The 25,183-nt window shown below is 72.6% G+C and carries 23 protein-coding genes and 1 pseudogene; 15 read left to right on the top strand and 9 right to left on the bottom strand.

Annotated features, from left to right (window positions below; all coding sequences use genetic code 11):
• Nucleotides 1-3: 3 nt before the first annotated feature.
• Nucleotides 4-2,820, top strand: a complete 2,817-nt coding sequence (locus ACH4ZX_RS03195; RefSeq protein WP_398266551.1) for a SpoIIE family protein phosphatase — start codon at nt 4-6, stop codon at nt 2,818-2,820.
• A 174-nt stretch (nt 2,821-2,994) separates the two neighbouring features.
• Here ACH4ZX_RS03195 and ACH4ZX_RS03190 read toward each other — a convergent pair whose 3' ends face one another.
• The 3 genes from ACH4ZX_RS03190 to ACH4ZX_RS03180 all read right to left on the bottom strand — a co-directional run bounded on the left by ACH4ZX_RS03190 (nt 2,995) and on the right by ACH4ZX_RS03180 (nt 4,998).
• Complete coding sequence (locus ACH4ZX_RS03190; protein WP_398266701.1) at nt 2,995-3,255, bottom strand: recombinase family protein; 261 nt, start codon at nt 3,253-3,255, stop codon at nt 2,995-2,997.
• A gap of 185 nt (nt 3,256-3,440) precedes the next feature.
• Nucleotides 3,441-4,199 carry an SDR family NAD(P)-dependent oxidoreductase gene (locus ACH4ZX_RS03185; protein ID WP_398266548.1) on the bottom strand — a complete coding sequence of 253 codons (759 nt, stop codon included), beginning with the start codon at nt 4,197-4,199 and terminating at the stop codon, nt 3,441-3,443.
• A gap of 31 nt (nt 4,200-4,230) precedes the next feature.
• Nucleotides 4,231-4,998 (bottom strand): helix-turn-helix domain-containing protein, encoded by a 768-nt coding sequence (locus ACH4ZX_RS03180; RefSeq protein ID WP_360752009.1) that lies wholly within the window; start codon nt 4,996-4,998, stop codon nt 4,231-4,233.
• A 239-nt stretch (nt 4,999-5,237) separates the two neighbouring features.
• On the opposite strand from ACH4ZX_RS03180, the gene ACH4ZX_RS03175 reads away from it, so the two are divergent.
• From ACH4ZX_RS03175 to tgmB, 7 genes are all read left to right on the top strand, one after another.
• Nucleotides 5,238-5,909: a DUF4097 family beta strand repeat-containing protein gene (locus ACH4ZX_RS03175; protein ID WP_398266544.1), complete on the top strand. Its 672-nt coding sequence runs from the start codon at nt 5,238-5,240 to the stop codon at nt 5,907-5,909.
• Nucleotides 5,910-6,060: 151 nt separating this feature from the next.
• Complete coding sequence (locus ACH4ZX_RS03170) at nt 6,061-6,876, top strand: alpha/beta fold hydrolase (RefSeq protein WP_398266541.1); 816 nt, start codon at nt 6,061-6,063, stop codon at nt 6,874-6,876.
• A gap of 597 nt (nt 6,877-7,473) precedes the next feature.
• Nucleotides 7,474-8,838 (top strand): FAD-dependent oxidoreductase, encoded by a 1,365-nt coding sequence (locus ACH4ZX_RS03165; protein WP_398266538.1) that lies wholly within the window; start codon nt 7,474-7,476, stop codon nt 8,836-8,838.
• A gap of 267 nt (nt 8,839-9,105) precedes the next feature.
• The gene (locus ACH4ZX_RS03160; protein WP_398266535.1) at nt 9,106-10,269 is read left to right on the top strand and encodes a hypothetical protein; all 1,164 of its coding nucleotides are present in this window, start codon (nt 9,106-9,108) and stop codon (nt 10,267-10,269) included.
• A gap of 153 nt (nt 10,270-10,422) precedes the next feature.
• Nucleotides 10,423-10,695: a YkvA family protein gene (locus tag ACH4ZX_RS03155; protein WP_398266532.1), complete on the top strand. Its 273-nt coding sequence runs from the start codon at nt 10,423-10,425 to the stop codon at nt 10,693-10,695.
• A 133-nt stretch (nt 10,696-10,828) separates the two neighbouring features.
• Nucleotides 10,829-11,020, top strand: coding sequence for a putative ATP-grasp-modified RiPP (gene tgmA / locus ACH4ZX_RS03150; protein ID WP_324788242.1), 192 nt, complete (start codon nt 10,829-10,831; stop codon nt 11,018-11,020).
• 17 nt (nt 11,021-11,037) lie between these two features.
• The gene (gene tgmB / locus ACH4ZX_RS03145) at nt 11,038-12,021 is read left to right on the top strand and encodes an ATP-grasp ribosomal peptide maturase (protein WP_398266528.1); all 984 of its coding nucleotides are present in this window, start codon (nt 11,038-11,040) and stop codon (nt 12,019-12,021) included.
• Nucleotides 12,022-12,028: 7 nt separating this feature from the next.
• On the opposite strand, the gene ACH4ZX_RS03140 is transcribed toward tgmB, so the two are convergent.
• A complete protein-coding gene (locus ACH4ZX_RS03140) occupies nt 12,029-12,244 on the bottom strand; it encodes a hypothetical protein (protein WP_398266525.1) in 216 nt (71 codons plus the stop codon).
• 452 nt (nt 12,245-12,696) lie between these two features.
• On the bottom strand, nt 12,697-12,936 hold the full coding sequence (locus ACH4ZX_RS03135; RefSeq protein WP_398266522.1) for a DUF5133 domain-containing protein: 240 nt from the start codon (nt 12,934-12,936) through the stop codon (nt 12,697-12,699).
• 169 nt (nt 12,937-13,105) lie between these two features.
• Here ACH4ZX_RS03135 and ACH4ZX_RS03130 point away from each other — a divergent pair, with 169 nt between their 5' ends.
• Nucleotides 13,106-13,549 (top strand): hypothetical protein, encoded by a 444-nt coding sequence (locus ACH4ZX_RS03130; protein WP_398266519.1) that lies wholly within the window; start codon nt 13,106-13,108, stop codon nt 13,547-13,549.
• A 34-nt stretch (nt 13,550-13,583) separates the two neighbouring features.
• Here the strand turns inward: ACH4ZX_RS03130 and ACH4ZX_RS03125 are convergent.
• A pseudogene (locus ACH4ZX_RS03125) lies at nt 13,584-15,351 on the bottom strand (ABC transporter ATP-binding protein).
• 85 nt (nt 15,352-15,436) lie between these two features.
• A complete protein-coding gene (locus tag ACH4ZX_RS03120) occupies nt 15,437-16,294 on the bottom strand; it encodes an aldo/keto reductase (RefSeq protein WP_398266516.1) in 858 nt (285 codons plus the stop codon).
• A gap of 393 nt (nt 16,295-16,687) precedes the next feature.
• Here ACH4ZX_RS03120 and ACH4ZX_RS03115 point away from each other — a divergent pair, with 393 nt between their 5' ends.
• Together ACH4ZX_RS03115 and ACH4ZX_RS03110 are read left to right on the top strand one after the other, a co-directional pair.
• Nucleotides 16,688-16,909 carry a hypothetical protein gene (locus ACH4ZX_RS03115; RefSeq protein WP_398266513.1) on the top strand — a complete coding sequence of 74 codons (222 nt, stop codon included), beginning with the start codon at nt 16,688-16,690 and terminating at the stop codon, nt 16,907-16,909.
• Nucleotides 16,910-17,226: 317 nt separating this feature from the next.
• Nucleotides 17,227-18,120 (top strand): Gfo/Idh/MocA family protein, encoded by an 894-nt coding sequence (locus ACH4ZX_RS03110; protein WP_398266697.1) that lies wholly within the window; start codon nt 17,227-17,229, stop codon nt 18,118-18,120.
• A 580-nt stretch (nt 18,121-18,700) separates the two neighbouring features.
• Here ACH4ZX_RS03110 and ACH4ZX_RS03105 read toward each other — a convergent pair.
• On the bottom strand, nt 18,701-19,609 hold the full coding sequence (locus tag ACH4ZX_RS03105) for a GNAT family N-acetyltransferase (protein ID WP_398266510.1): 909 nt from the start codon (nt 19,607-19,609) through the stop codon (nt 18,701-18,703).
• Between the two features lie 410 nt (nt 19,610-20,019).
• On the opposite strand from ACH4ZX_RS03105, the gene ACH4ZX_RS03100 reads away from it, so the two are divergent.
• The gene (locus tag ACH4ZX_RS03100) at nt 20,020-20,226 is read left to right on the top strand and encodes a hypothetical protein (RefSeq protein WP_324788233.1); all 207 of its coding nucleotides are present in this window, start codon (nt 20,020-20,022) and stop codon (nt 20,224-20,226) included.
• A 148-nt stretch (nt 20,227-20,374) separates the two neighbouring features.
• Nucleotides 20,375-21,778, top strand: a complete 1,404-nt coding sequence (sthA, locus tag ACH4ZX_RS03095) for a Si-specific NAD(P)(+) transhydrogenase (RefSeq protein ID WP_398266507.1) — start codon at nt 20,375-20,377, stop codon at nt 21,776-21,778.
• A 95-nt stretch (nt 21,779-21,873) separates the two neighbouring features.
• Here sthA and ACH4ZX_RS03090 read toward each other — a convergent pair whose 3' ends face one another.
• Nucleotides 21,874-22,374: a DUF5709 domain-containing protein gene (locus ACH4ZX_RS03090; protein ID WP_398266505.1), complete on the bottom strand. Its 501-nt coding sequence runs from the start codon at nt 22,372-22,374 to the stop codon at nt 21,874-21,876.
• 331 nt (nt 22,375-22,705) lie between these two features.
• Between ACH4ZX_RS03090 and ACH4ZX_RS03085 the strand changes: the two genes are divergently transcribed.
• Nucleotides 22,706-24,181, top strand: a complete 1,476-nt coding sequence (locus ACH4ZX_RS03085) for an APC family permease (protein ID WP_398266502.1) — start codon at nt 22,706-22,708, stop codon at nt 24,179-24,181.
• Nucleotides 24,182-24,192: 11 nt separating this feature from the next.
• On the top strand, nt 24,193-25,152 hold the full coding sequence (locus ACH4ZX_RS03080; protein WP_398266499.1) for a hypothetical protein: 960 nt from the start codon (nt 24,193-24,195) through the stop codon (nt 25,150-25,152).
• The last annotated feature ends 31 nt before the right edge of the window (nt 25,153-25,183 follow it).

The raw sequence follows: 25,183 nt of genomic DNA, 5'->3' as shown, positions 1-25,183 counted from the left end.
CGCATGGTCCGACTTGTGGGTCGCTCCGGGCCGCGGTCGACCCTCCGTTCCAGCGGTCCCCGTACCCGGCGCGTGCCCGGCCTCGTGCTCGAGGTGGACGGACAGCCGGCGCGGCGGGCCCCGGGTGGTGCGCCCACCCGGCCGGAACCGCACGACAGACCGACGCCGGGCCGGGCCGCCCGGCTGCGGTCGGCGCTGAGCGGACGCAGCGTGGCCGGGCAGGTGTTCGTCCTGCAGGTGGTGATCGTGCTGCTGCTGGTCGTCGCCGCGGTGGTGGCGCTGGTCCTGCAGGTGCGGCGCGACAGCGACCTGGAGGCCCGCAACCGGTCGCTGGCGGTCGCCCAGGCGTTCGCGAACGCGCCGGGCACCCGCGAGGCACTCGACGCCCCCGACCCGACGGCCGTCCTGCAGCCCCGGGCCGAGGCGGCGCGCAGGGCGGCCGGTGTGGACTTCATAGTTGTCATGAACACCAACGGCATCCGCTACACGCACCCCAAGCCGGACCGCATCGGCAAGCGGTTCGTGGGGACGATCGCTCCCGCGCTGGCCGGCCGGACCGTGACCGAGGAGATCGACGGGACGATCGGGCGGCTGGTGCAGGCGGTCGTGCCGGTCAGGGCGCCGGACGGTTCCGTGGTGGGGCTGGTGTCGGCGGGCATCACCACCGACAACGTGGGCGGCGTCGCCAACCGGCAGCTGCCCCTCGTGCTGGTCGCCGCCGCCGCGGCGCTCTCCCTGGCCACGGCGGGCACCGCGCTCGTGAGCCGGCGGCTGCTGCGCCAGACGCACGGCCTCGGCCCGCACGAGATGACCCGGATGTACGACCACCACGACGCGGTGCTGCACGCCGTCCGCGAGGGCGTGCTGATCGTCGGCGGCGAGGGCCGGCTGCTGCTGGCCAACGACGAGGCGCACCGGCTGCTCGGCCTGCCCGCGGACGCCGAGGGACGCCATGTCAGCGACCTGGGCCTCGCCGCGGACACCGCCCGGCTGCTGGCCTCGGGGCGGGTCGCGACCGACGAGGTGCTCCGGGTCGGGGACCGGCTGCTGGCGGTCAACCAGCGGCCGACGGACACCCAGGGCGGCCCGCCCGGCAGCGTCGCCACATTCCGCGACTCCACGGAGCTGCGCGCCCTGTCCGGCCGGGCGGAGGCGGCACGCGAAAGCCTCGACATGATCTACGACGCCGGAGTCGGCATCGGCACCAGCCTGGACGTCACCCGCACCGCCGAGGAACTGGCCGAGCTCGTGGTGCCGCGGTTCGCCGACTTCGCCACCGTCGACCTCTACGACGCCGTGCTCGGCGGCGGCCAGCCGGAGACGGCGACCTCGATGCGCCGCACCGCCGCCGCCGGGATCAGCGAGGACATTCCGCTCCACCCGGTGGGCCGGCACATCGAGTTCGTCGACTCCTCGCCGCACGCGCGCAGCCTCCGGCTGGGCCGGGCCGTGCTGGAGCCGGATCTGCGCACGGCGCCGGACCGGCACGAGCAGGATCCGGACCGGGCCGCGCGGATCCTGGACCACGGCGTCCACTCGCTGATCGTCGTGCCGCTGCGCGCCGGGTCGCTGGTGCTGGGCCTGGTCAGCTTCTGGCGCTCGCGGAGGCCCGAGCCCTTCGACGCGGAGGAGCTGGCGCTGGCCGAGGAGCTGGTGAAGCGTGCCGCGGTCTCGATCGACAACGCGCGCCGCTACACGCGCGAGCACAGCATGGCCGTGACCCTGCAGCGCAGTCTGCTGCCCCGCAGCCTGCCCGAGCAGTCCGCGCTGGACATCGCCTACCGGTACCGGCCCGCGCAGGCGGGCGTCGGCGGCGACTGGTTCGACGTGCTGCCGCTGCCGGGGGCCCGCGTCGCCCTGGTGGTCGGAGACGTCGTCGGGCACGGGCTGCACGCGGCGGCCACGATGGGGCGGCTGCGGACGGCGGTGCACAACTTCTCCGCCCTCGACCTGCCGCCGGACGAGCTGCTCACCCTGCTGGACGAGCTGGTCGCCCGCATCGACCAGGCCGAGACGCCCGAGGACGGCGGCGTCCCGGTCATCGGCGCGACCTGCCTGTACGCGGTGTACGACCCGGTGTCCGCGACCTGCACGGTCGCCCGCGCGGGCCATCCGCCGCCGGCCGTGATCGGGCCCGACGGCGACGTCCGTTTCGCGGAGGTGCCCGCCGGCCCGCCGCTGGGTCTGGGCGGTCTGCCGTTCGAGTCGGCCGACCTCGAACTGCCCGAGGGCAGCCGTCTCGTGCTGTACACGGACGGGCTGGTCGGGGGCCGGGGGCAGGACATCGAGGAGGGTCTCGACCTGCTGCGCGGCGCGCTGCAGCGGGCCGGTCCGTCGCCGGAGGACACCTGCCGGGCGGTGCTCGACGCGCGGCTGCCGGCCCGGCCGAGCGACGACATCGCCCTGATCGTCGCCCGCACCCGGGCGCTGCCCGCCGACCGGATCGCGGAGTGGGAGGTGCCGTCGGACCCGGCGGCCGTCGCGGACGTACGGGCCGCCGTCACCCGCAGGCTCGCGCGGTGGGGACTGGAGGAGCTGACGTTCACCACGGAGCTGATCCTCAGCGAGCTGGTCACCAACGCGATCCGCCACGGCGGGGAGCCCATCGGCGTCCGGGTGCTGCTCGACCGGACTCTGATCTGCGAGGTCTCCGACGGCAGCAGCACCTCGCCGCACCTGCGCTACGCGGCCATGACGGACGAGGGCGGAAGAGGCCTGTTCCTGGTCGCCCAACTCGCCGAACGCTGGGGCACCCGCTACACCCCGTCCGGCAAGATCATCTGGTCCGAACAACCGTTCCTGAAGACTGAGCGGGAGTGAGTCCTGTCGCCGGAACCCATGCTCAGCCGGACGCCCCGAACGGTGTTGGGTGTCCTGGTCGCCCGTCCGGGATGTGGTTACAGCGTGCCCGGGGAAACGCCCGGCGGCTTCGCGATCGAGGTGATCGAGCGGCCCCGGTCGGGCAGCAGGTCGCGGGCGGCGCGGATGATCTCCTCAGTGGCGACGCTGGGGCGTCCGCCGACCCGGCCGCGGGCGCGAGCGGCGGCCAGGCCCTCCTTGGTGCCGATGACGATGAGTTCGAGGAACCATGGTGATGAGGTCCTGGAGGCTACGGGCCGTAGCGGTCGAGCGAGGGGACGACAGCGCGTCGCCCGCGTCGAGGAACGCGTGGCACGCCTTCAGCTCGGGGCGGAGCGCATCCTTGCCGGACTTCTCGTCCGCGAAGACCTTGCGGCACCCGGCGGCGGTGAGCACGTCGAGCTGCCGCTCCAGTCTCTGCCCGTCGGTCGGCACCCGGGCGTACCCGCTGACTGCTCGGCAGGCGCTCAGGCGGCCGAGGACGGTGCGGACGGCTTCCGCGACCAGGCTGGCAGCCCACGGCCCGGACGGGAAGCGGCCACTCGTCGGGGTCGCGCCGCGGGACCTCTGGTCAGCGGCGTCTACGGAAAGAGCCGGCCCGCGCTCGGGTGGTCCTGGGCGCCGTCCACGCAGATGTTGGTGCCATTGACCCCGCCGGCGCGGGCCGACAGGAGGAAGCACGCCACGTCCGCCACTTCCTGCAACTCGACCAGCCGCCCGCTGGGGAAGTCGTCGCGGGCGAAAGCCTTGTACTGCTCCGGTCGGTTGTCCCGGAACCAGGCCCAGCCCCCGCTCTCGAACATCACCGAACCCGGACTGAGCGCATTCACCCGGATGTTGCGCGGGCCCAGCTCCTGGCCGAGTGCGGCGGCGAGGTGGATCTCCGCCGCCTTCGCCGAGGCGTACGACGATTTGGGGCCCGGCTTCCACCCGGTGATCGACGCCACGATGAGCGCACTGCCGCCCCCGCGCCGCTCAAAGTGCGGCACCGCGCTGCGGATGGCGTGGGCGGCATGCAGCACGTTCAACTCGTAGGTTCGCAGCCAGTCCTCGGGGGTCGAATCCAGCAGCCCGCCCCCGAACACACCGCCGGCATTGGCCACCAGCAGGTCGAGCCCGCCCATCTGCTCAGCCGCCTCGTCGATGGCCCGGGCGAGCGCGTCCGGATCCGTGACGTCCGCCTGGACCCCGGGCAGTCCCGACTCCTTCAGCCTTTCTGGATCCCGTCCGCAGACGGTGACCGCCGCCCCCTCTTCGTGGAGCGCCCGGCCGATCGCCAGCCCGATGCCACTGCTTCCCCCGGTGATGAAAGCCGTCTTCCCCGCAAGTCCCAGATCCACGGCGGCAGCCTGTCAGCGGACGCCGACACGATCAACCCACTTGATCCAGCTGGTCTGGACTTGGTTGGGCGGTGTCGTTCGAGGTTGTTCCGGGTTTCGTGTGGAGGACGTCGCGGGCCTGGTCGGCGGCGCGGGCGAGGCTCTCGGAGACGTAGTCGAGGAAGCGGGCGATGTTCTCCAGGCGGACGGCGGCCGGGGTGCCGGGGACGAGGATGCCGACGCCCTGGCGGGCGGTCTCGGCGACCTGGGCGGTGGAGCGGACGCTGGCCATCATGGCCTGGTACCAGACGTCGTCGTCGATGGCGTAGCGCTCGCGGCGGCGTTCGTCGCGTTCCCGGCGGACGAGGTCCTGGCTCTCCAGGAACGCGATCGCCTTGGAGATGGACGCCGGGCTGACCTGGAGGCGCTGGACGAGTTCGGACGCGGTGAGGCTGCCCGCGTCGCTGGTGCAGAGGCAGGCCATCACCCGGGCCATCATCTTGGGCGTGCCCGAGCCTATGAAGACGGTGGTGAGCGTCTCCTCGTACTCGCGCACCGCCTCGGCGTCGCGCCCGTGGGCCTCCGGGGGCAGCGTCGCGTCACGGGGTGCGGCCGGCTTGCGCCGGTGGGTGCGGCGCTCGGTGGCGCGGTGGGCGAGATCGGCGCGGTAGGCGGTGGGGCCGCCGTTGCGCATGACCTCGCGGGTGACGGTTGAGGTCGGGCGGTCGAGGCCTCTGGCGATCTCCGCGTAGGCGAGGCCGTCGGCCAGTCCCAGCGCGATCTGCCGGCGTTCCTGCTGGGTGAGCCTGCCTCCCGGCATCGCGGTCTCCCTCACGGTTCGTGGTCTTTCGTGGTTCCTGGGGTCCGCAGCGTAGCGTTCATCTTCGGCTCATTGCAACGAACCGAGTAGGGCTTGTTGCGTTACAATCCAAGCCATTGCAACGATGTACCGGCTTTGACCTGGAGTTATGACGGTAAAATGCAACGAACAGGTTGCCAACTATTCGAATGCAACGTAGCGTTTCCAATATCAGAAACGACGTACCCAAGGAGCGCACGATGCAGAAGTTCGCCACCCCCGCCCCGGTCTCCGCCGTCCTCGACATCCCCGCGGGACGCATCCAGTTCATCGCCGCCGACCGGGCCGACACCACGGTCGAGGTCCGGCCCGCCAGCGCCGCCAAGAGCCGCGATGCGAAAGCGGCAGAGCAGGTCGAGGTCACCTACAGCGAAGGCGTCCTGCGGATCGAGACCCCGGACGCGAAGAACCGGATCCTCGGCAACCCCGGATCCGTCGAGGTGACGGTCCAGCTGCCCGCCGGCTCCTGCGTCGAGGCCAGGGCTGCGAGCGCCGAGTTCCGTGTTGTCGGCCGCCTCGGCGACGTCGCCTTCGAAGGCTCGTACTCCCAGGTCAAGATCGACGAGGCCGCGAGCGTCCGTCTCACCGCGGTCGACGGCGACGTCGAGGTCGGCCGGCTGGGCGGATCCGCGGAGATCAGCACCGCAAGGGGCGACATCCGGATCGCCGAGGCCGTGCGCGGCACCGTCACGCTCAGCACGCAGAAGGGCGACATCTCGGTGGGCGCCGCCCGCGGGGTCTCCGCCTCCCTGGACGCCGGCACCGGCTACGGCCGGGTCAGCAACACGCTCCTGAACGCCGACGGCGCCGCCGCCGGCCTCAACATCCGCGCCACCACCTCCCACGGCGACATCACCGCCCGCAGCCTCTGAAGGAGCAGAACCAGGACCATCCGGCCGGGCCCACCGCGATCGCGATCCTGTCGGTCGTCGCCGAGGACCCGGCCGTCCCCAGGGGTCCGCGATCCAAGCGCAGGGCCCGGAGAAGCCGTACAAGACGCTCTCACGCGACCAGGGGGAACACATGACGAAGAACAGCACTTCCTCGACCAGCTCGACGTGGACCGGCATGGTGCCGGTTGACGATACGGCCCTGGCCGTCACCGACACCGGCGGTCCCGGTATCCCGGTCGTCTACCTCAATGGCCAGTTCGCCACTCAGGGGTACTGGCGACGGGTCGTCGCCGAACTGGGGACGGGGTGGCGGCACATCACCTACGACGAGCGGGCCCGGGGCACATCGAAACGTTCGGCGGACTATTCCTTCGAGGCAGCCGTCCGCGACGTCGATGCCGTTCTCGCGGCCAGGAGTGTGGACCGGGCGCTGGTGGTGGGCTGGTCCTACGGGGCGCTTGTCGGGGCGCACTGGGCCGGCCGGAATCCGGAGCGCGCCTTGGGCGCGGTCCTGGTCGACGGCGCGTTCCCGTACGACTGGCTCGACGAGGCCATGGAGCGGCGGATCCGGAAGCTGTTCAGGCGGATGAGCTGGTTCCTGCCGCTGTTGCGCCCGACGGGCCTGGCCCCGCGGATGACCGCCGAACAGCAGGCCGACAGCAACATCGAGGTCGGCAGGCTCTCCCGCGAGCGCGAGCTGGGCCCCGTGCTGGACAACATCACCGTCCCGGTGCGGTATGTGGTCGCTTCGGGGAGGTCCTTCGGAAGCCGCGGTGATGAGCAGGAGCGGATACGCACCAGCCTCGACGCGGTGACCGCCCGCAATCCGAACATCCAGATCGGCGCGAAGGTCGCCGGCAACCACGGTGCGATCCTCAAGAAGGACTTCCCTGCCGTCGCCAAGGCCGTACGCGAGGTCGCCGCCCTCGACCGCCGGGGGTGCTGAGGACAGACCAGCGTCTGGGCTCCGGAGGGCGCGCAGGCCCCGGCCGGGGCCTGCGGCCTTGATGTTGAACAGGTGGCGGCCCAGGAAGTTGATGTGCCGGTCCTTGAACGTGGAGAGTCGGGCGACGTCCCCGTCCTTGATGTAATGGCCCTCGGCGCGGACCTGGGCGACGGCGGCGTCCGGGAAGCGGATGTCCCACAGGAAGGCCATGCCGGAGTACGAGGCGCTGTCGGGCGCGACCGTCTCCGGCTTCACCCCGCCGTCGAGGTCCAGCAGGGTGTCCAGCGTGTCCAGGCTGTCGCGCGCGGTGCCGCGCACGACCATCGCACCGGTCCCCGCGGCCTGGTCGTCGGCCTGGTCCTCGTTCTCGTCATCGCCCGGCTGCTCACCGCAGCGGGCACCTGCGGGGTCTCGGACGGAGGCTCCGACGGCCGACGAGCCCGGCGCGGCCTGGTCCCCCGCCGGGCCGCAGGGCGGGAGGCTGGCTCATAAATCCGGCTTATGGGCTCATAGGGCGGACCCGCGTACTGACTTAGGCTTGCCTTAGCTTAGGCTTCCCGTTCGAGTCGTCTGTCCTCGCTCGAAGGGAACCTGATCATGCCCCGCCCCCTGCGGGTAGCCATCGTCGGAGCCGGCCCCGCCGGGATCTACGCCGCCGACGCGTTGCTCAAGTCCGAGGTGGCCGCCGCGCCCGGTGTGTCCATCGACCTCTTCGAGCGCATGCCGGCCCCGTTCGGCCTGATCCGCTACGGCGTCGCGCCGGACCACCCCCGCATCAAGGGCATCGTCACGGCCCTGCACCAGGTGCTCGACAAGCCGCAGATCCGTCTCTTCGGCAACGTCGACTACCCGTCCGACATCAGCCTGGACGACCTGCGCGCGTTCTACGACGCCGTGATCTTCTCCACCGGCGCCACGGCCGACCGGGCGCTGCCCGTCCCGGGCATCGACCTCGACGGCTCCTACGGCGCGGCCGACTTCGTGTCCTGGTACGACGGTCACCCGGACGTGCCGCGGACCTGGCCGCTGGAGGCCGAGAAGGTCGCCGTGCTCGGCGTCGGCAACGTCGCGCTCGACGTGGCCCGCATCCTGGCCAAGACGGCGGACGAACTGCTGCCGACGGAGATCCCGCCGAACGTCTACGACGGCCTGAAGGCCAACAAGGCGCTGGAGATCCACGTGTTCGGCCGTCGCGGCCCGGCGCAGGCGAAGTTCTCCCCGATGGAGCTGCGGGAGCTGGACCACTCCCCCACCATCGAGGTCATCGTCGACCCCGAGGACATCGACTACGACGCGGGCTCGATCGAGACGCGGCGCGGCAACAAGCAGGCCGACATGGTCGCCAAGACCCTGGAGAACTGGGCCATCCGCGACGTCGGCGACCGTCCGCACAAGCTGTTCCTGCACTTCTTCGAGTCGCCGGTGGAGATCCTCGGCGAGGACGGCAAGGTCGTCGGCCTGCGCACCGAGCGCACCGCGCTCGACGGCACCGGCAACGTCAAGGGCACCGGCGCCTTCAAGGACTGGGACGTCACCGCGGTCTACCGCGCGGTCGGCTACCTCTCCGACAAGCTGCCCAAGCTGCCGTGGGACCTCGACTCGGGCACGGTCCCGGACGTGGGCGGCCGGGTCGTCCAGGAGTCCGGCGAGCACCTGCAGTCGACGTACGTCACGGGCTGGATCCGGCGCGGCCCCGTCGGCCTGATCGGCCACACCAAGGGCGACGCCAACGAGACGGTGGCCAATCTGCTCGACGACTACGCGAACGGCCGGCTGCACACCCCCGCCTCGCCCGCCCCCGAGGCGGTGGACGCGTTCCTCGCCGAGCACGGCGTCCGCTTCACCACCTGGGAGGGCTGGCACCGCCTGGACGCCGCCGAGAAGGCACTGGGCGAGCCGCAGGGCCGCGAACGCGTGAAGATCGTCGAACGCGAGGACATGCTCCGGGAGAGCGGCGCGTAAGGAGCGCGCGGCGCGGACCGGGAGCCGCCGCGGCCGCGGCGCGAACGGGGCCCGCCCCGAAGCGGATGGAGGGCGGGCCCCGTTCGCGCAGGCCAGTGTTCCCGCGCACCGGCCTGTGGCGGGACGAGTGAAACGGTGCGGCCACGGGTGGGCCCCGCGCGCCCCGAGTGCGGGGACACGCTCCCGTGCGCCCACCCCCGGATGATCGTCGGGCGGCGGCGGGCGCGATACTGGTATGCGCACGTGCCCCCACTCCGAGATGGACTCATGCCCGCCTCCGCCACCGTCCACCCCACGATTCCCCCCACGGTGTGGCTGGCTCGCGGCCGCCACCCCGGGCCCGACGCGCCGGACGTCGTCCGGGACACCCTGCGGCGGCGCGGACAGCACCGGGTCATCGACGACCACCTGGAACTGCCCGACGGCCAGAACGCCTCGCAGCACGTCTTCGAGGCACGCTGGAAAGCCGCCGGGACGGTGACCGTGCGGGCCCGGCTCACGCTCGCCCGTGACACGGCCGACGGTCAGGAATGGGTGCTGGCGGCGGAGGCGGAGGCGCCCTGGGACCCGGAGTGGCCCTCGCCCGCCACCGTGTTCTGGCCCGACGCCCCGGACGCCGACTGGGACCACGACCCGGCGACGGGACTGCGTCCGGGCGGGGTCAACCGTCTCCCCCCGGACGACAAGGACATCCGGCGCCTGCTGCGCGCCTCCGTGCGCGACGGCTGGAGCATCGACGTCGTCGTCCACGAGGCGATGACCCCCGACGAGCACGGCCGGCGACCGCTGGCCCCGCTGCTGCCGCCGAGCCTGCGCCACCGCGTGCTGGAGCACCGCGCCTCGCCGGAGCAACTGCGCGTGGTCAACTGGGCCCTGCGCGAGTTCCACGTCGAGGTGCCGCGCGGCGGGGCCGTCCTGCTGCCGCCGTTCCCGGCCCCGGACGGGTTCGACGCCGGGGACTTCGCCGTGCGCACCGTCTTCCTGGACGGCTCGCGGCCCACGGAACTCGTCGACGCCTTGAACCGGTTCGCCGCACTGCCCCCGCCGCTGCCCCAGGGCGGCGAGGAGGCCCTGACCGCGCTGCGGGAGGACTGGCACCTGCGCACCCCGGAGGAGGAACTCGTCCACCAGCGCAAGCTCGTCGCCATGTACGCCGAGGCGCTGGAGGCCATGACCAAGTCCCGGGACCTGTACCGGGAGGCCGCTGAGCGCGCCCACGAGGCCCTGGCCGTCTACCGGGAGTCGGCCGGCGGTCTCCCCGCGCGGCCGGACCCGTCCTCCGCGCCGGCCCGGTCCCCGCTGCGGCAGCTGACCCGGACGTTCGAGCGCCTGAAGGTCACCGCCGCCAGGGTGCCGCGTCCCGCTTCGGACACGCCGGACGGCGGGCAGGAGGACGAAGGTGACGCCCCGTCGAGAACGGCGGAGTCGTAGCGGAGCCGTAGCCGCCGGGTCCGCCGAACCCGACCGTGACCGGATCCTCACAGGTGGTCAGGGACGTATGCGCGCCGGATGCGGGAATCCGTGCAGTGGGCGCGCCGGGCGGCACGCCGGATGGAGGAAGGTCCCGTGAGATCCACCACAATCATGATCACCGTCGCCGCGGCCCTGGCGGCCGTCGTGCTCGGGTTCGCCGTGGTGCTCCTGGTGCGGCTGGTACGGACCCGGCGCAGCCTGCGGCGCGCCGGGCTTCCGACCGGCCCACGTTGGGTTTTCTGGGGTGCCGTGCTCTATTTCGTGCTGCCGACCGACCTGCTGCCCGACCCGGTCTACCTGGATGACATCGCCGTCCTCCTGCTCGCGCTGCGCACTTTGCGCGGCAGCGTCGGCCGGGCGAATGGTCACGAATCGTCCCTTTGACTACGCAGAGTAAGGAAACCAATCACAAGTTCGATTCGTATAAGTGACTGGAAGGGCAAGGCAGTCGGCGGACCAGACGGAGCCACGATGAGGGGGACCGTCTGATCGGCGCAGCACCGACGAGGGAGAGACGATGCAACCGTTCACGCTCAACTACGCACGTCCAGCGGTGGAGTTGGAAGCCACCACCCCGTACGTCTACGACTCCGGGCTGCAGTTGAACGTGCTTTTCGACGGACGGGTCGCCGCGCGCGACCTCGCGCTGCTGAGGGAACTCGGCACCACGACCTCCACAGCGGGTTCCAAGACTCACTTCGACGACTGAACACGGACCCACCGACGATGACGGTGCTGATCCTGACCTCCGAAGAGGACGTGACGGCCGACATGGTCGTCGTGCACCTCAACTCGTCCGGTGCTCCGGTGGTCCGGCTCGACCCAGCCGACCTGACCGACGGCGTGGCCCTGTCGGCCGAGTACGTGCACGGGGCCTTCCGCGGCCATCTGCAGTCCGCGGGACGCCTGGTGAGCATCGACGGTCTGCGGTCCGTGTGGGTCCGCAGACCCGGTGCGGCGGCCACGCGGGCCGCCGCACCGTCCGCATGGCTGACGGAGGAGTCCTCCCAGGCCCTCTACGGCATGCTCCGCGGCTCGGGGGCCCGTTGGATGAACCATCCCGACGCGGCCCGCCGGGCCCGGCACAAACCATGGCAGCTGCGCCTCGCCCAGCGCTGCGGGCTGCCCGTCCCCGCCACGTTGATCACGACGTTCCCGCAGGCCGCCCGGGATTTCGCCGAACGCTTTCCGGACCTGGTGGTCAAACCGGTCTCCGGGGCGCACCCGCAGGATCCGCCGCGGGCGGTGCCGACCAGCCGGGTCGCACCGGACACGGACTTCTCCGCGGTCGCCTACGGGCCGACTCTGCTGCAGCGCCGGGTCGCCAAGCGGGCCGACGTCCGCCTGACCGTGGTGGGCGAGCGGATGCTGGCGGCCCGCAAGGCCGTCGCCGAGGACGCCGATCCCGACGAGGTCGACGTCCGCTTCGCCTCGGGCGACGTGCCGTGGCGCGCGGCCGACGTCCCGCCCCGGGTCGCCGACGCGGTCCGCCGTTACGTCCGGGAGGCCCAACTGTCGTACGGCGCCTTCGACTTCGTCGAGGACGCCGACGGCACCTGGTGGTTCCTCGAGTGCAACCAGTCGGGGCAGTTCGGTTTCGTCGAGGTGGAGACGGGCCAGCCGATCGCCCGGACCATCGCCGAGTGGCTGGCGCGACCCGGTCCGCGGCCGCACACCCGCCACGACGACTCGAGCCGGACGGTGTGCTGAGCGCCGGTCAGTGCGGCAGCGAGCCGGGCAGCAGAGCCGTGCGCTGCCAGCCGGCCCCCGGGGCGGCCGGGCGGTCGGCCGGCGCGAAGGAAGCGGAGGACCGCAGAGGCCGCATGACGTACTCCAGCTCCCGGTTCACCCGTTCGGCCTCGCGGCGGGTCTGTGCGGGGACGTCGCCGCGCTCGGCGACGAGTCTGTCGTAGATGGGGGACTCCTGGAACACCCGTCAACGCGCCTTTCGTAGTGCTGCCCACGCACATGGGCACGAGTGCCGAGTCTAGGGGCCGCGGCCACGTCGGAGGGCGGATTCGGCGGGAGGACGTGACGTCCGCTCGGGAGCGCGGCCGGGTCGCGGGATCCGTCGCACGCCGGCCGTCGAGCCGGGCCGGACGATCACCGACGCCGTGACGGTGCCCCGGAGCAGGCCGAACCCGCCCGTGGACGCGGCGAGTTGCACGGTGCCCGCCCGCTCCGCCGAAGGCCCGCCACCGAGTCGGCCGAGGAGTGCGTGCCGGCGGGGCAGGGCTCGGGCGACCAGGATCCCTGCGGCCACGGCGGTCAGGGTGATGGACGCCACAAGCCATCCGCCGCCCGGGCCACCCGTCACCGAGGCGGCGGCGAAACCGCGGGCGGGCAGGCTCCACCACCGCGCGTGCCTGATGAGGCGCCCGCGCCTCACACGGCGAGCGACAGCCCGCCGTCCGCGCGGCCGGCCCGCCGGGAGGCGAGCAGCAGGGCGTCGGCCCTGGCTATCGCCTCGTCCAGGTCCGCGGCGCCCGTGATCGCGCACAGCCGGTCGCCGACGACGCGCACCTCGCGCGCGAGCTCGGGGCTCTCCCGCTCCGCCTGCGCGATGCGCAGCGTGGCGTACCTGGTGAGCAGTGTTCTGACGGCCTTCGGATCCGGAACGAGCACGGCGCGCCCCTTTCTTGGTCTGCGGCTCGCGTTCCCGGACACGGCCGGACCATGCGTCCCTCCGGCACCGCGTGCCGCGATTGACGCGATGTCACCTCCGACCCGAGTCCCCTCGCGCCCTGGCGCGTTGAGCAGAGAGCAATCCTCCGAGCACGAACGGTGACCGACCATGAGCCGCTCAGGCCGCCTCCTCAGCGCCCTCTACCTCGCCACCAGCGGCGGGCTCGCCTGGACCACGTTCCATGAGTTCCGCCACGGCCCGCTGTGGACCGGATTCCTGTTCGCCGCCGCCAGTCTCGTCCCGCTGATCGCGGTCGTCCGCGAGTCGGTCGTCACCGACCTGTGCCGGGCGACCGCCGAACCCGTCCGGCCCGGCGGCCCGGGAGGCCCCCGCGGCTCCGGCGGTCCCGGCGGTCCCGGGGGTCCCTGCGGTCCCGGCGGTCCCGGGGGTCCCTGCGGTCCCGGCGGTCCCGGCGGTCCCGGCGGTCCCGGCGCCGACGCGATCGTCCGCGAGGAGCTGGACGCCGCGTGCTGCGAACGCTGGTGGACGAGCCTCGGCTCCGACCACGACACGACGTGCCGGCACCGCGTGCCGCGCAGCAGCGCCGCCTGACGGGCGGACGTCCGCCCGTCCGCCCGGCCGCCCGTCAGGCGACCTGTCCGCCGTGCAGGGCCGTGTAGGCGCCGCCCCGGCGCAGGAGTTCCTCGTGCGTGCCGGTCTCCAGGATCCGGCCGTCGCCCATCACCACGATCCGGTCCGCGCCGCGCACCGTGGACAGCCGGTGGGCCACCACGAAGGTGGTCCGCCCGTGCAGCAGCCGGGCCAGCGCCTGCTGCACGAGGGCTTCGGAACGCGTGTCCAGTGCCGAGGTCGCCTCGTCCAGGATCAGCACCCTGGGGTCCCTGATCAGGGCGCGGGCGATGGCCAGCCGCTGGCGCTGACCGCCGGACAGGCGGGCGCCGCGCTCACCGACGAGGGTGTCGAGGCCTTGCGGGAGCCGGTCGACGAACTCCAGCGCGTTCGCGTCGCGCAGGGCGGCGCGCACCTTCTCCTCGTCGGCGTCGTCCATGCCGTAGGCGACGTTCTCGCGGATCGTGCCGTCGAAGAGGACCGACTCCTGCGGCACCACCGAGACGAACCTGCGGTAGGTGCGCAGGTCGAGGGTGTTCATGTCGGTGCCGTCCAGCAGCAGCCGGCCCGACGTCGGCCGGATGAACCCGATGACGAGGTTGAGCACCGTGGACTTGCCCGCGCCGGACGCGCCGACGAGCGCGATCGTCTCGCCGGGAGCGACGGTGAGGCTGAAGTCCCGTACGGCGTAGCGCCCGTCGTCGCCGTAGGCGTAGCCGACGTCGTCGAAGGCGACGGCGCCGCGCTGCGAGGTGAGTTCCGACTTGCCCTCGTTGTCCTCGATCGGGCGCCTGCAGTACCTCGCCCACGGAACGGACCGACTCCAGGCCCTTGGTGACGACCGGGGCCAGGCCGGCCAGCGTCGTCGTCGAGTTGGTGAGTGTGGTCAGGAAGGCGCTGAGCATCACGACGTCGCCGGGCGTGACGCCCCAGACGCCGTAGTACGACACCAGGGCCGCGCCGGCCAGGACCATGACGCCGACCACGTTGAGGACCACCCAGGCCAGCGAGCCGAAGCGGCCGTTGACGAGGTCGAGCCGCATGCCGGAGGTCAGCAGCCGGTGCAGGGTGCCGTCCATGCGGCGCAGTGCCTTGCCCTCCAGGCCGTGGGCGCGGGTGACCGGGATGAGCCGGGTCATCTCGGTCACCCGCGAGGACAGGGTCTCGACCTCGTGGCGGAAGTGCTCGTTGTGGGCGCGCAGCCGGGCCCTGAGACGGGCCACGACGAGCGCGGCGGCGGGCACGACGACGAGGAAGACGGGGAGGAACTCCGGTGTGCGCACCCCGATGATGACGAGTCCGCCGGTGAGCACGGTGATCGCGCCGAGCCCGGTCTCCGCGGTCTGCTGCACCATCTGCTCGACCGTCTCGACGTCGCGGACCACCTTGGCCTGCAGCACGCCCGCGCTGACGCGCGAGTGGTAGCCGATCGAGAGCTGCTGCATCCGGGTGCACAGCGCCGAGCGCAGGGCGGTTCCCATCCGCCGGACGCTGCCGTACAGCAGCCGCACGTACAGCAGGTGCAGGGGGTAGTTGACCAGCAGGATGAACATGATGACGCCGGTGCTCAGCCAGAGCCTGCTGATCGGCTGGTGCTGTACGACGGTGTCGACGATGGACGCGGTGATCAGCGGCAGCAGCCAGACGGGGCTGTGCTTGACGGTGAAGACGCCGACCGCCGCGACGAGGCGGCGACGGTCGGCGCGCAGCAGGTAGGCGAGCGTGCGGAGCGGGTGTTCGTCCCGGTAGCGGTGGTCGAGCGGTCTTTCCAACGGCGATGCCATCGGCGGTTTCCTCCCCGGTGACCTGTGGCGGCAAGCGCTTTCTCCCCATGTCGCGGGGAAGTACGCCGGTGCGCGCGAGGCAGCGTCAGACGGCGTCGAGTTCGGCGAGTTCGCCGGCGTTCAGGACGAGGCCGGCGGCGGCGACGGAGTCGCGGATCGTCTCCGGGCGGCTCGATCCGGGGATCGGGACGACGACCGGCGACTTGGCGAGCATCCACGCCAGGCACACCCGCTGCGGGCTCACGCCGTGGGCCTCCGCGACCCGGGCGAACGGCGCGTAGGCGGAACCCAGTTCGCGGGCCCGGGAGATGCCGCCGAGCGGGCTCCAGGGCAGGAACGCGATGCCGAGTTCGTCGCACAGCCGCAGTTCCGGCTCACTGGAGCGGAAGGCCGGGGAGAACTGGTTCTGCACGGACACCAGCCGGCCGCCGAGGATCTCGCGGGCCTGCCGGATCTGGTCGGGGTTCGCGTTGGAGATGCCCGCCATGCGGATCTTGCCCTCGTCCAGCAGGTCGCGCAGCGCGCCCACGGAGTCGGCGTACGGCACGCGCGGGTCGGGGCGGTGGAACTGGTAGAGCCCGATGGCCTCGACGCCGAGCCTGCGCAGGGACGCCTCGCAGGCCTCCTTGAGGTGGCGGGGGCTGCCGTCGACGGTCCAACTGCCGTCGCCGGGGCGCAGATGGCCGCCCTTGGTGGCGACCAGGACGTCCTCGCCCCGCTCGTGGGAGGCGAGGGCCTTGGCGATCAGGGTCTCGCTGTGACCGACCTCGTGGGCGTCCCGGTGGTAGGCGTCCGCGGTGTCGATCAGCGTCACGCCGGCGTCGAGGGCGGCGTGCAGGGTGGCGAGGGAACGGGCCTCGTCCGGCCGTCCCTCGATCGACATGGGCATCGCGCCCAGGCCGATCGCGCTGACCTCGACGTCGCCGATGCGGCGGGTGTGCATGAGCTCGTGACCTCTTCAGGCTGTCGCGGGACCGATGGGCGTCCGGCACGCCGTGGTTCGATCGCGGCACGCCGGAGCACGCCCTCCAGCCTGACCCGCCCGACGGCCCAAGGTCCAATAGAGGAAGGAGAACGCATTCAGCAGCCGGGGCACTGAATGGAGGCCGGGTCGCCGTCCGGAACGGGTCGGAGACGGGGCCGGCGCCGCCCTGTCGTGCCGCGCGAGCCCCAATTGGCTTGCCAGGAGCGGCCGTTGGAGTCCAAGGGGACGGTGGAGGCAAGCGCGACGAATACATCGGCACGGAATCACCACCATTTCTTCACAGCCAGTCCGCCCATGAGCCGCGCGCATACGAGCACCCGGATTGCGTCACCGGTCCAAGGGGTTGTCGTCGTGATATTCGTCGCTGTACTGCTGTTGCCCTCGCTGTGCGGGATGCTCGTGCTGATGGACCGTCTGGAGGACCGCCTGCTCGAACCGGCACCGGCCCGCCGCCGGCACGCCGGGCGGCGCAGGCATCTGCGTCTGGTCTCGAGCCGCGACGCGGCCCATGCCGGCGCCGACGTCGCGCCGTTCGTCGGCGAGTCCGCCGCCGCGGACCGCCGGGCGGCCTGAGCGGACCGCCGGGCGGCCTGAGGGGGCCGCCGCGGCCGGCTCCCGCCGGTCACCGCGGGCGCGGTCCCGGACACCCGGCCGCCCCGGTCCCGCCGGACCGGGGCGGCCCTTCTTCTCGCTTCCCGGCGGTTCGCCGCACGCCGCTTCCGGTCCGCGGGTTGCCCGCGGGGCGGACGCGTGTGCGAAGCTCGACCGCGGACGGGTCGTGGGTGCCGGCCTCCGGAAGGCCCGGCGACCATGACGACTTGGCGATGTGGACACGTGACGACGTGAAGACGTGAAGACGTGACAACGTGACGATGTGGAGAGGCGACGGCATGCGGATCGGACTGCTCGGCACCGGCCCCTGGGCGAAGACGGCGCACGCGCCCGCTCTCACCGCGCACCCGGAACTGGAGTTCGTCGGCGTGTGGGGCCGTCGTCCGCAGGCCGCGAAGGAGCTGGCCGACCGTCACCGCACCCGCGCCTACGACGACGTGGACGTCCTGCTCGCCGACGTGGACGCGGTGGCGGTCGCGCTGCCCCCGGCCGTGCAGGCGGAACTGGCTGTGCGGGCCGCCCGCGCCGGCTGCCACCTGCTGCTGGACAAGCCGCTGGCGACGACGGCCGATCAGGCCCGGGCGGTCGTCGAGGCCGTGCGGGATGCCGGGACGGCCTCGGTCGTCTTCTTCACCACCCGCTTCCAGCCGGAGCCGGAGGCATGGATCGCCGAACAGGCCGAGCGCGGCGGCTGGTTCACCGCGCGGGCGCAGTGGCTGGGCGCGGTCTTCACGACCGACAGCCCGTTCGCGGCCTCGCCGTGGCGGCGGGAGAAGGGCGCGCTGTGGGACGTCGGCCCGCACGCGCTGTCCGTCGTGCTGCCGGTGCTCGGTGACGTACGGAGGGTGTCGGCCGCGGCGCCCGGTCCCGGGGACACCGTCCATGTGGTGCTGGAACACGCCTCGGGCGCGTCCAGCACGCTGACGCTGAGCCTGACGGCGCCGCCCGCGGCGGCGGGGTCCGCCGTCGAACTGCGCGGCGAGTCGGGGGTGACGCTGCTGCCGCACAGCCCGCACTCGGTGGTCGAGTCGCTGACACGGGCCGCGGACGCGCTGTGCGCGGCTGCCCGCACGGGGCGGCCGCACCCCTGCGACGCCGCGTTCGGACTGCGGGTCACGGAGATCCTCACCGAGGCCGAGGACACGCTGCGGCGGTCGTCGCCCCACGACTGACAGCGCCCCGTCCCCCGGCCTCCGCCGCCCACCACCAGGCGGGATCCTTCACCGGGCACTGACGCCGCCACCCGGTAGGGACCACCGGGTGGCCAAAACCGGGCGGGGACCGCCACCCGGCAGGGCCACTACCGGGCACGGGGCCGTCAGGCCGTCATCGGCAGGGACCACCACCGGGCGCGTGGACCGCTTCCGGCACGGGCGCCGCCCACTCGCGCGGGGCCGCCACCGGGCGCGGGACAGTCACCCGGCCAAAGGCGCCTCGGTGGAGACAGTGACCGTTCCCGGCACGGGCGCCACCACCGTGCACGGGCCGTCACCCGGCAACCCGGCAGAGACCACCCACGGACGGGGACTGCTCCCGGCACGGGCACCACCTGGCGCGGGGCCGTCACGCGGCAGGGACCACCCCAGGCACCGGGACCCTGCACGGGCACCACCACCAGGTAAGAGGAACCACCCCGCAGGAACCACCACCGGGCGCGGAGCCGCCGCCCGGCAGGGAACGCCCTGGGGACGGCGACCGTTCCCGGGCTGGGCGCCGCCACCCCGCGCGGAGCTGTCACCGGGCGCAGGACGGTCACCCGGCGAGAGCCGCCTCGGTGGGATGGAAGTTGGCCCGTTCCCGTACGACGGGATAGCCCGCCCTGGCGAAGTGGGCGGCCATGGGGGTGTTCGCCCGGTCCGTGGCCGCGGCGACGAACTCGGCGCCCTGTTCCACGAGGAAGCGGGTGCACTCCACGAGAAGGTCGTAGGCGTAGCCGTGTCCGCGCTGTTCCGGCAGGACCCCGATGAAGGCGACGCAGGGGCCCGAGGGGTTGTGGGCGGGGATGTGAATGCCGACCGGGTCTCCCTGCGGGGTGCGCGCCACCTGCCACCAGTGCCGGGGCGACGGCAGCCAGTGGAAGAAGTCGAGCTCCTCCCGCGCCGCCCGGTCGACGCCGCCGAGCGCGACGGCCCTGAGGGCATGGGCGTCGAGGGTGGCCGAGTGGACGCGGCGCAGCGCGTCGAGGAAGACCGCGTCGTCCGGCTCGGCCGCGAACCGCAGCCGCCCCGGCCGCTCGGGCAGCCCGCACTCCGGCGTCCAGCGGTAAAGGAAGCGCTCGGCCAGCAGCTCGTAGCCGGCCGCGCGTGCGGCCCTGAAGCGCGTCTCGGCCGCGGTCCGCAGGGCCGGTACGTCCCGCCAGTGGGCGGGCAGCGTCAGTTCCAGGTCGTCGACCTGCCAGGGCGCGGTGCGCAGCAGCCGTGCCCCCGCCTCCTCCTCGCCCTCGGCGACGTCGAACCAGTTGATGTTGATCGGCCGTGTGTCCTCGGGGCCGCCCCACCAGGCGCCGCGGGCGACGACCGTGCCGTCGCGCAGGGCGACGCGCTTCCAGTCGGGGCGGTGGCGGGTCAGCCGGTGCGCCTCGCGGGCGCCGAGCGGGTCCGGGTGGGCGTCGAAGAGCGGAGCGTCGTTCTCATCGAGCGTACGGATGACCAGTCCGGTCACGGGATCCTCCGGGATGCGTGCTGCGTGGAGCGCTCCCGGCCGGGTCAGGCCATGCACGCCGGGACGTCTGCGAGGGAGCGCTGGGTGAGGGTGAACTGCACGGCACTCGCCTCCTTCCGTCCGGTCCTGGGCGTGGCCCCGACAATACGGAGCACCGCTCCCCCGCGTCCAGCGTTTTTCCGCGCGACCGGCGCTCTCCGGCCGCGCTCGGGACGTACTCGCTGCTGTCCGGGGCCGCACGGCTGGGCCGAGCGGCCCCAAGTCCTCACCCGGCGTCCTTCGGGGCCCCCGGGCCTCTTGAGCAACGCCCGTACCGGATGCAGGGTGGGCAAAGGGGGTTCAATGGTGGTAGCGGACCCGATGACCGCACCGGGCCCGAAGAAATGATCCGGACTCGAGGAGCAGAGATCATGTCGACGTCACAGCCCGAAGCGTCCGGGCCGTCCGAGGACGGCGTCACCCCGGACGACCTGCTGCACGCCCGCACCGGCACCGATGTGTCGGCGGAGGACGTCGTCCTTGCCGCGGGCAGGGACCTCAACCCGCGCAACCTCGCGTGGGCCCAGCGCAAGCTGGACGCGGAGGGCCCCGCCGCCCTCGACAAACTGCTGCCGTAACCAGCGTCCGCCCACCCGCCCGCGGGTCCGGCGCGGGAAGCGCAGGGCCCGCGGGCGTGACGCGGCGCGGAGCGCCGGCGGCGGACGGTGCCGGTTCGGTGCCCGTCCGCCCTTCCGGAGGGTGCCTGGGGACTGCCAGACTCCTGAGGTGCCCGACTTCGACATGCTCGTCATAGGATCCGGCCCGGGCGGCCAGAAGGCCGCCATCGCCGCGGCCAAGCTCGGCCGCCGGGTCGCCGTCGTCGACCGCCCCGACATGGTCGGCGGGGTCTCCATCCACACCGGCACCATCCCCTCCAAGACGCTGCGCGAGGCGGTGCTCTACCTCACCGGCCTCACCCAGCGGGATCTGTACGGGCAGAGCTACCGGCTGAAGGAGGACATCACCGTCGCCGACCTGATCGCGCGCACCCAGCACGTGGTCGGCCGCGAGGTCGACGTCATCCGCAGCCAGCTCTCCCGCAACCACGTCGCCCTCTTCGCCGGCACCGGCCGCTTCGCCGACCCGCACACCGTGGCGCTGCGCGAGGTGAACGGCGACGAACGGCTGCTCAGCGCCGAGCACATCGTCATCGCCACCGGCACCCGGCCGGCCCGCCCCGACAGCGTGGAGTTCGACGGGCGCACGATCATGGACTCCGACAACGTTCTCACCCTCGAACACGTGCCGCGCTCCATGGTCATCGTCGGCGCCGGCGTCATCGGCATGGAGTACGCCTCCATGTTCGCCGCGCTCGGCAGCAAGGTGACGGTGGTGGAGAAGCGCGCGGGCATGCTCGACATGTGCGACCTCGAGATCGTCGAGTCGCTCAAGTACCACCTCAGGGACCTGGCGGTGACGTTCCGCTTCGGGGAGACGGTCGCCGCGGTGGAACGCCATTCGCGGGGCACGCTCACCGTCCTGGAGAGCGGCAAGAAGATCCCGGCCGACACGGTGATGTACTCGGCCGGCCGGCAGGGCCTGACCGACGAGCTCGACCTCGGCAGGGCGGGCCTGACGGCGGACGCCCGCGGCCGGATCGCGGTCGACGAGCACTACCGCACCGCCGTTCCGCACATCTACGCCGTCGGCGACGTCATCGGCTTCCCCGCACTGGCCGCGACCGCGATGGAGCAGGGCCGGGCCGCGGCCCACCACGCGTGCGGGGAGCCGGCCGGGCGGATGCACCAGTTGCAGCCGATCGGCATCTACACCATCCCGGAGATCAGCTTCGTCGGCCGGACCGAGGACCGGCTCACCGAGGAGCGGGTGCCGTTCGAGGTGGGTGTCTCCCGCTACCGGGAACTGGCCCGCGGGCAGATCATCGGCGACTCGCACGGCATGCTGAAACTGCTCGTCTCACCCGAGGACCGCACCCTGCTCGGCGTGCACTGCTTCGGCGCCGGGGCCACCGAGCTGATCCACATCGGGCAGTCCGTGATGGGCTGCGGCGGCACCGTCGACTACCTGGTCGACGCGGTCTTCAACTACCCGACGCTGGCGGAGTCCTACAAGGTCGCCGCCCTGGACGCCACGAACAAACTGCGGCACATCGACCGTCTCGGAGACTGAGGGAAGCGGCAGAGGGACCGGGAGCCGCGAGAGGGGGGCTCAGGGACCGGCGGGGACCGCGGGAAAGGACTCAGGACCCGGAGGGGAACCCGGCGTCAGCGGCCCCGCTCGGCGCCGGGCAACGCCGCGTCGTCGACGACGTGGACGGCGGCCTCCTCCGGGCCGGCGGCTCCGCCGTCGACGCCCACGTCGGAGGCGACCTCCTCCTTCGTGGTGTTCGCATGGGCCCCCTCGTCCGGCGCGACCAGACGCCCGGCGCGGTCGCCGCCCGCCTCCGGGTCGGTCGGCTCCCCCTCGCCCCCGGGCAGGTCCCCGATGTCGTCCCCGGCGGGCACCCCGGCGTCCGGCACCTCCTGGGCGAGCCGCTGGTCGAGGCTCTCGCCCGCGTGCTGCTCCGCCGCCGTGGTGCCGTACTTGGTGACGCCCAGCGGCCTCTCGGGCGGCGACCAGCCCTCGTCGAGGGTGTCGTCGTAGGTCCGCTCGTCGACGGCGTCCTGCAGGTCGAGCGGAGCGGCGTCCGCCTGCTCCTCGTTGGTCCCGGTCGGCTGGTAGGCGTCGTCGCCCATCGGCGCGGGGGCGGTCTCCTCGCTGCTCATGGTGGTCTCCTTCGCGCACTGCGCCTGATCGGATCCGTCGGGTGTCCCGATCCGCGTTTCCCGGAGCGCGCCGTCCAACCCCGCCCGTCCCGAGTGACTCAGGAGGTGGGCGTTGCCAGAGAGACGAGGAGGGCTATCATCACTCGCACACACGCCGTGATCGCCCGGCGACGCACCGACCGGGCGGGATCCACCACGCCATTTCGCCACTTCTGGCCCGAGGGCGACCCTCACCGGTCAGGAGTGCGTGGAGTGCGTACCACCCCCACCCCACCGACGACGTCGGGGTCAGGTCGTCCTCGCGACGTGCACGACGGAAAGCAGCGCAACGATGAGCAACAACAGGGGCAGAGGGCTCCAGGCCAACGCCCTCGGCACGTTCGACACCGTGGTGATGGCCGTCGCGGGCAGCGCCCCGGCGTACTCGCTGACCGCGACCACCGCGGTCCTCGTCGGCGCGGTAGGTCTGGCCAGCCCGGCGGCTCTGCTGTACTGCGCGATACCCATGCTGGGCATCGCGCTGGCCTTCAGCTACCTCAGCCGCATCGACGTGAACGCGGGCGCCAGTTACTCGTGGGTGGGGCGCACGCTCCACCCGTTCCTGGGCTTCATCAGCGGCTGGGCGCTGGTGATCTCGACCACCATCTTCATGGTGGCCGGTTCGCTGCCCGCCGGCTCGATGACCCTGGCCCTGTTCGACGACGACCTCGCCGGGAACACCGCGCTGTCGACGGCGGTCGGCGCCGGGTGGTTCCTGGTCATGCTGCTGGTGGTGCTCGGCGGTGCCCGGCTCACCGCCCGCGCGCAGCTGATCATGTCCGGTGTCGAGCTCGCCATCCTGGGCCTGTTCGCCGTGCTCGCCCTCTTCCACACGGACAACGCGCGGCCCTTCGACTGGTCGTGGCTGGGCTTCTCCCACTTCGACGGAATGGCCGGGTTCGCCTCGGGCGCCCTCATCGCCGCCTTCTACTACTGGGGCTGGGACGTCACCAGCAACCTGAGCGAGGAGACCCGCGACAGTCGCCGTACCACGGGCCTCGCGGGACTGATCGGCGTGGGCATCGTCTTCCTGCTCTTCGAGGTGTTCACCATCGCGGTGAACGTCATCCTCAGCTCCCGGCAGATCGAGGAGAACGACGCCAACGTGCTGACGGTGCTCGGTGAGGAGCTCTGGCCGGGCTGGGGCGGCAAGCTGCTGCTGGTGTCGGTGATGCTGTCCACCATCGCCACCCTGGAGACCACGCTGATCCAGGTCACGCGTTCGCTGTTCGCGATGGGCCGCGACCGCACGATGCCGTCCGCGCTGGGCAAGGTGCACCGCACCTGGAACACCCCCTGGGTGGCCATCATGGTGGTCGGCGCGGTGGCACTGGTGATGATGGTCGCCTCCAACGCCCTGGGCACGGTGGGCGACATCCTCTCCGACGCCATCTCGGCGATCGGCCTGCAGATCGCCGTGTACTACGGTCTGGCCGGCCTGGCGGTGGTCGTCGCGTACCGCAAGATGCTGCTGAAGTCCCCGGCCAACTTCCTGATGGGCGGGCTGTGGCCGCTGTTCGGCGCCGGGTTCATGTTCTGGGTCTTCGTCGAGTCGCTGGGCGACCTGAGTTCCGCGGCCATCGGGATCGGCATCGGCGGGCTCGCCGTCGGCGTGGTGCCGATGCTGTGGTACTGGCGCCGGGGCAGCGACTACTACCGGCCCGCCCGCCTGGACGCCTCCCGCACCGTGGAAGCGGACTACGTCGTCCCCGACGCCTACGCGCCCGCGGGCACCCGGGCCCACGAAGGTCTTCCCACCGACTTCTGAGGGAGACCCAGATGGCGCGCGAACGCTTCACCCCCGACTACGACCCCGACTGCGGCGACGCCTCCCTCACCTCCAGCCGTCAGGACATCGTCATCGGCCGCTGGCAGGGCCTGCGGGAGCTGCTGCGGGCCACCGGCCCGGACTGGCTGGCCCGGGGTCACCGGATCCGCCTGCTCGCACAGTCCTGCGCCGGGAACTCGACGGTGGAGACGTGGCTGGCCGCCGAACCCCGCAGCGCCGACGCGCTGGTGCTGCGGGCGGCGACGGAGACCGCGCGGGCGTTCAACCTGGCCATCGCCGCGGGCCGGGGCGTGCCGATCGACCAGCAGCGCATCGACACCGCGGTGATGGCCTGCCTGCAGGCCGCCGAGGCCTGGCCGGACGACCCCACCCCCTGGGTCTCCCTGATCTCCGTGGCGCGGCTGTACCCGGCGGGGGTGCGGCGCCAGGAGCTGGCGCGCTGGTGGGACGAGTTGCACGCGCGCGACCCGTACAGCGTGGAGGGCCACCTGCAGGTCCTGCACTACTACTCGGCGCGCTGGCACGGCTCGCACGGCCTGATGTACGACTTCGCCCACGACGCGGCGGGCGTCGCGCCGCCCGGCTGCCCGCTGCCGGTGCTGGTGCAGTACGCGCGGGTCGAGGAGTACCGCCACCTCCTCGACGCGGTCGACGGCGGCCAGTCCGCCGTCGGCCACGGACAGCACTGGAGCCACGAGGGCGCGGTCAGCGCCGTGCACCGCACCTGGCAGTGCTGGATGTCGGTCCGGGACGACGAGGCCATCGCGCCCGGCGAGCTGCGCGACCTCAACCACCTGGCGCACGCGGCCTGCCATGCCGGCGTGCAGGACATCTCGGCGGCTCTGCTGCGGATGCTCGGCCGGCGTGCCACACGGACCCCCTGGTCGTACACGGGCGACCCGGACCAGCAGTTCGCCAAGTTCCGCCGAGAGGCCAAGCTGCGCGCCTGACCGACGGCCCGGGGAGGGCCGCGCACCGGTG

It is taken from the genome of Streptomyces sp. NPDC020490 (genome assembly GCF_044335305.1).
GTDB lineage: Bacteria > Actinomycetota > Actinomycetes > Streptomycetales > Streptomycetaceae > Streptomyces.
This window is presented reverse-complemented; position numbering and strand designations above follow the sequence as displayed.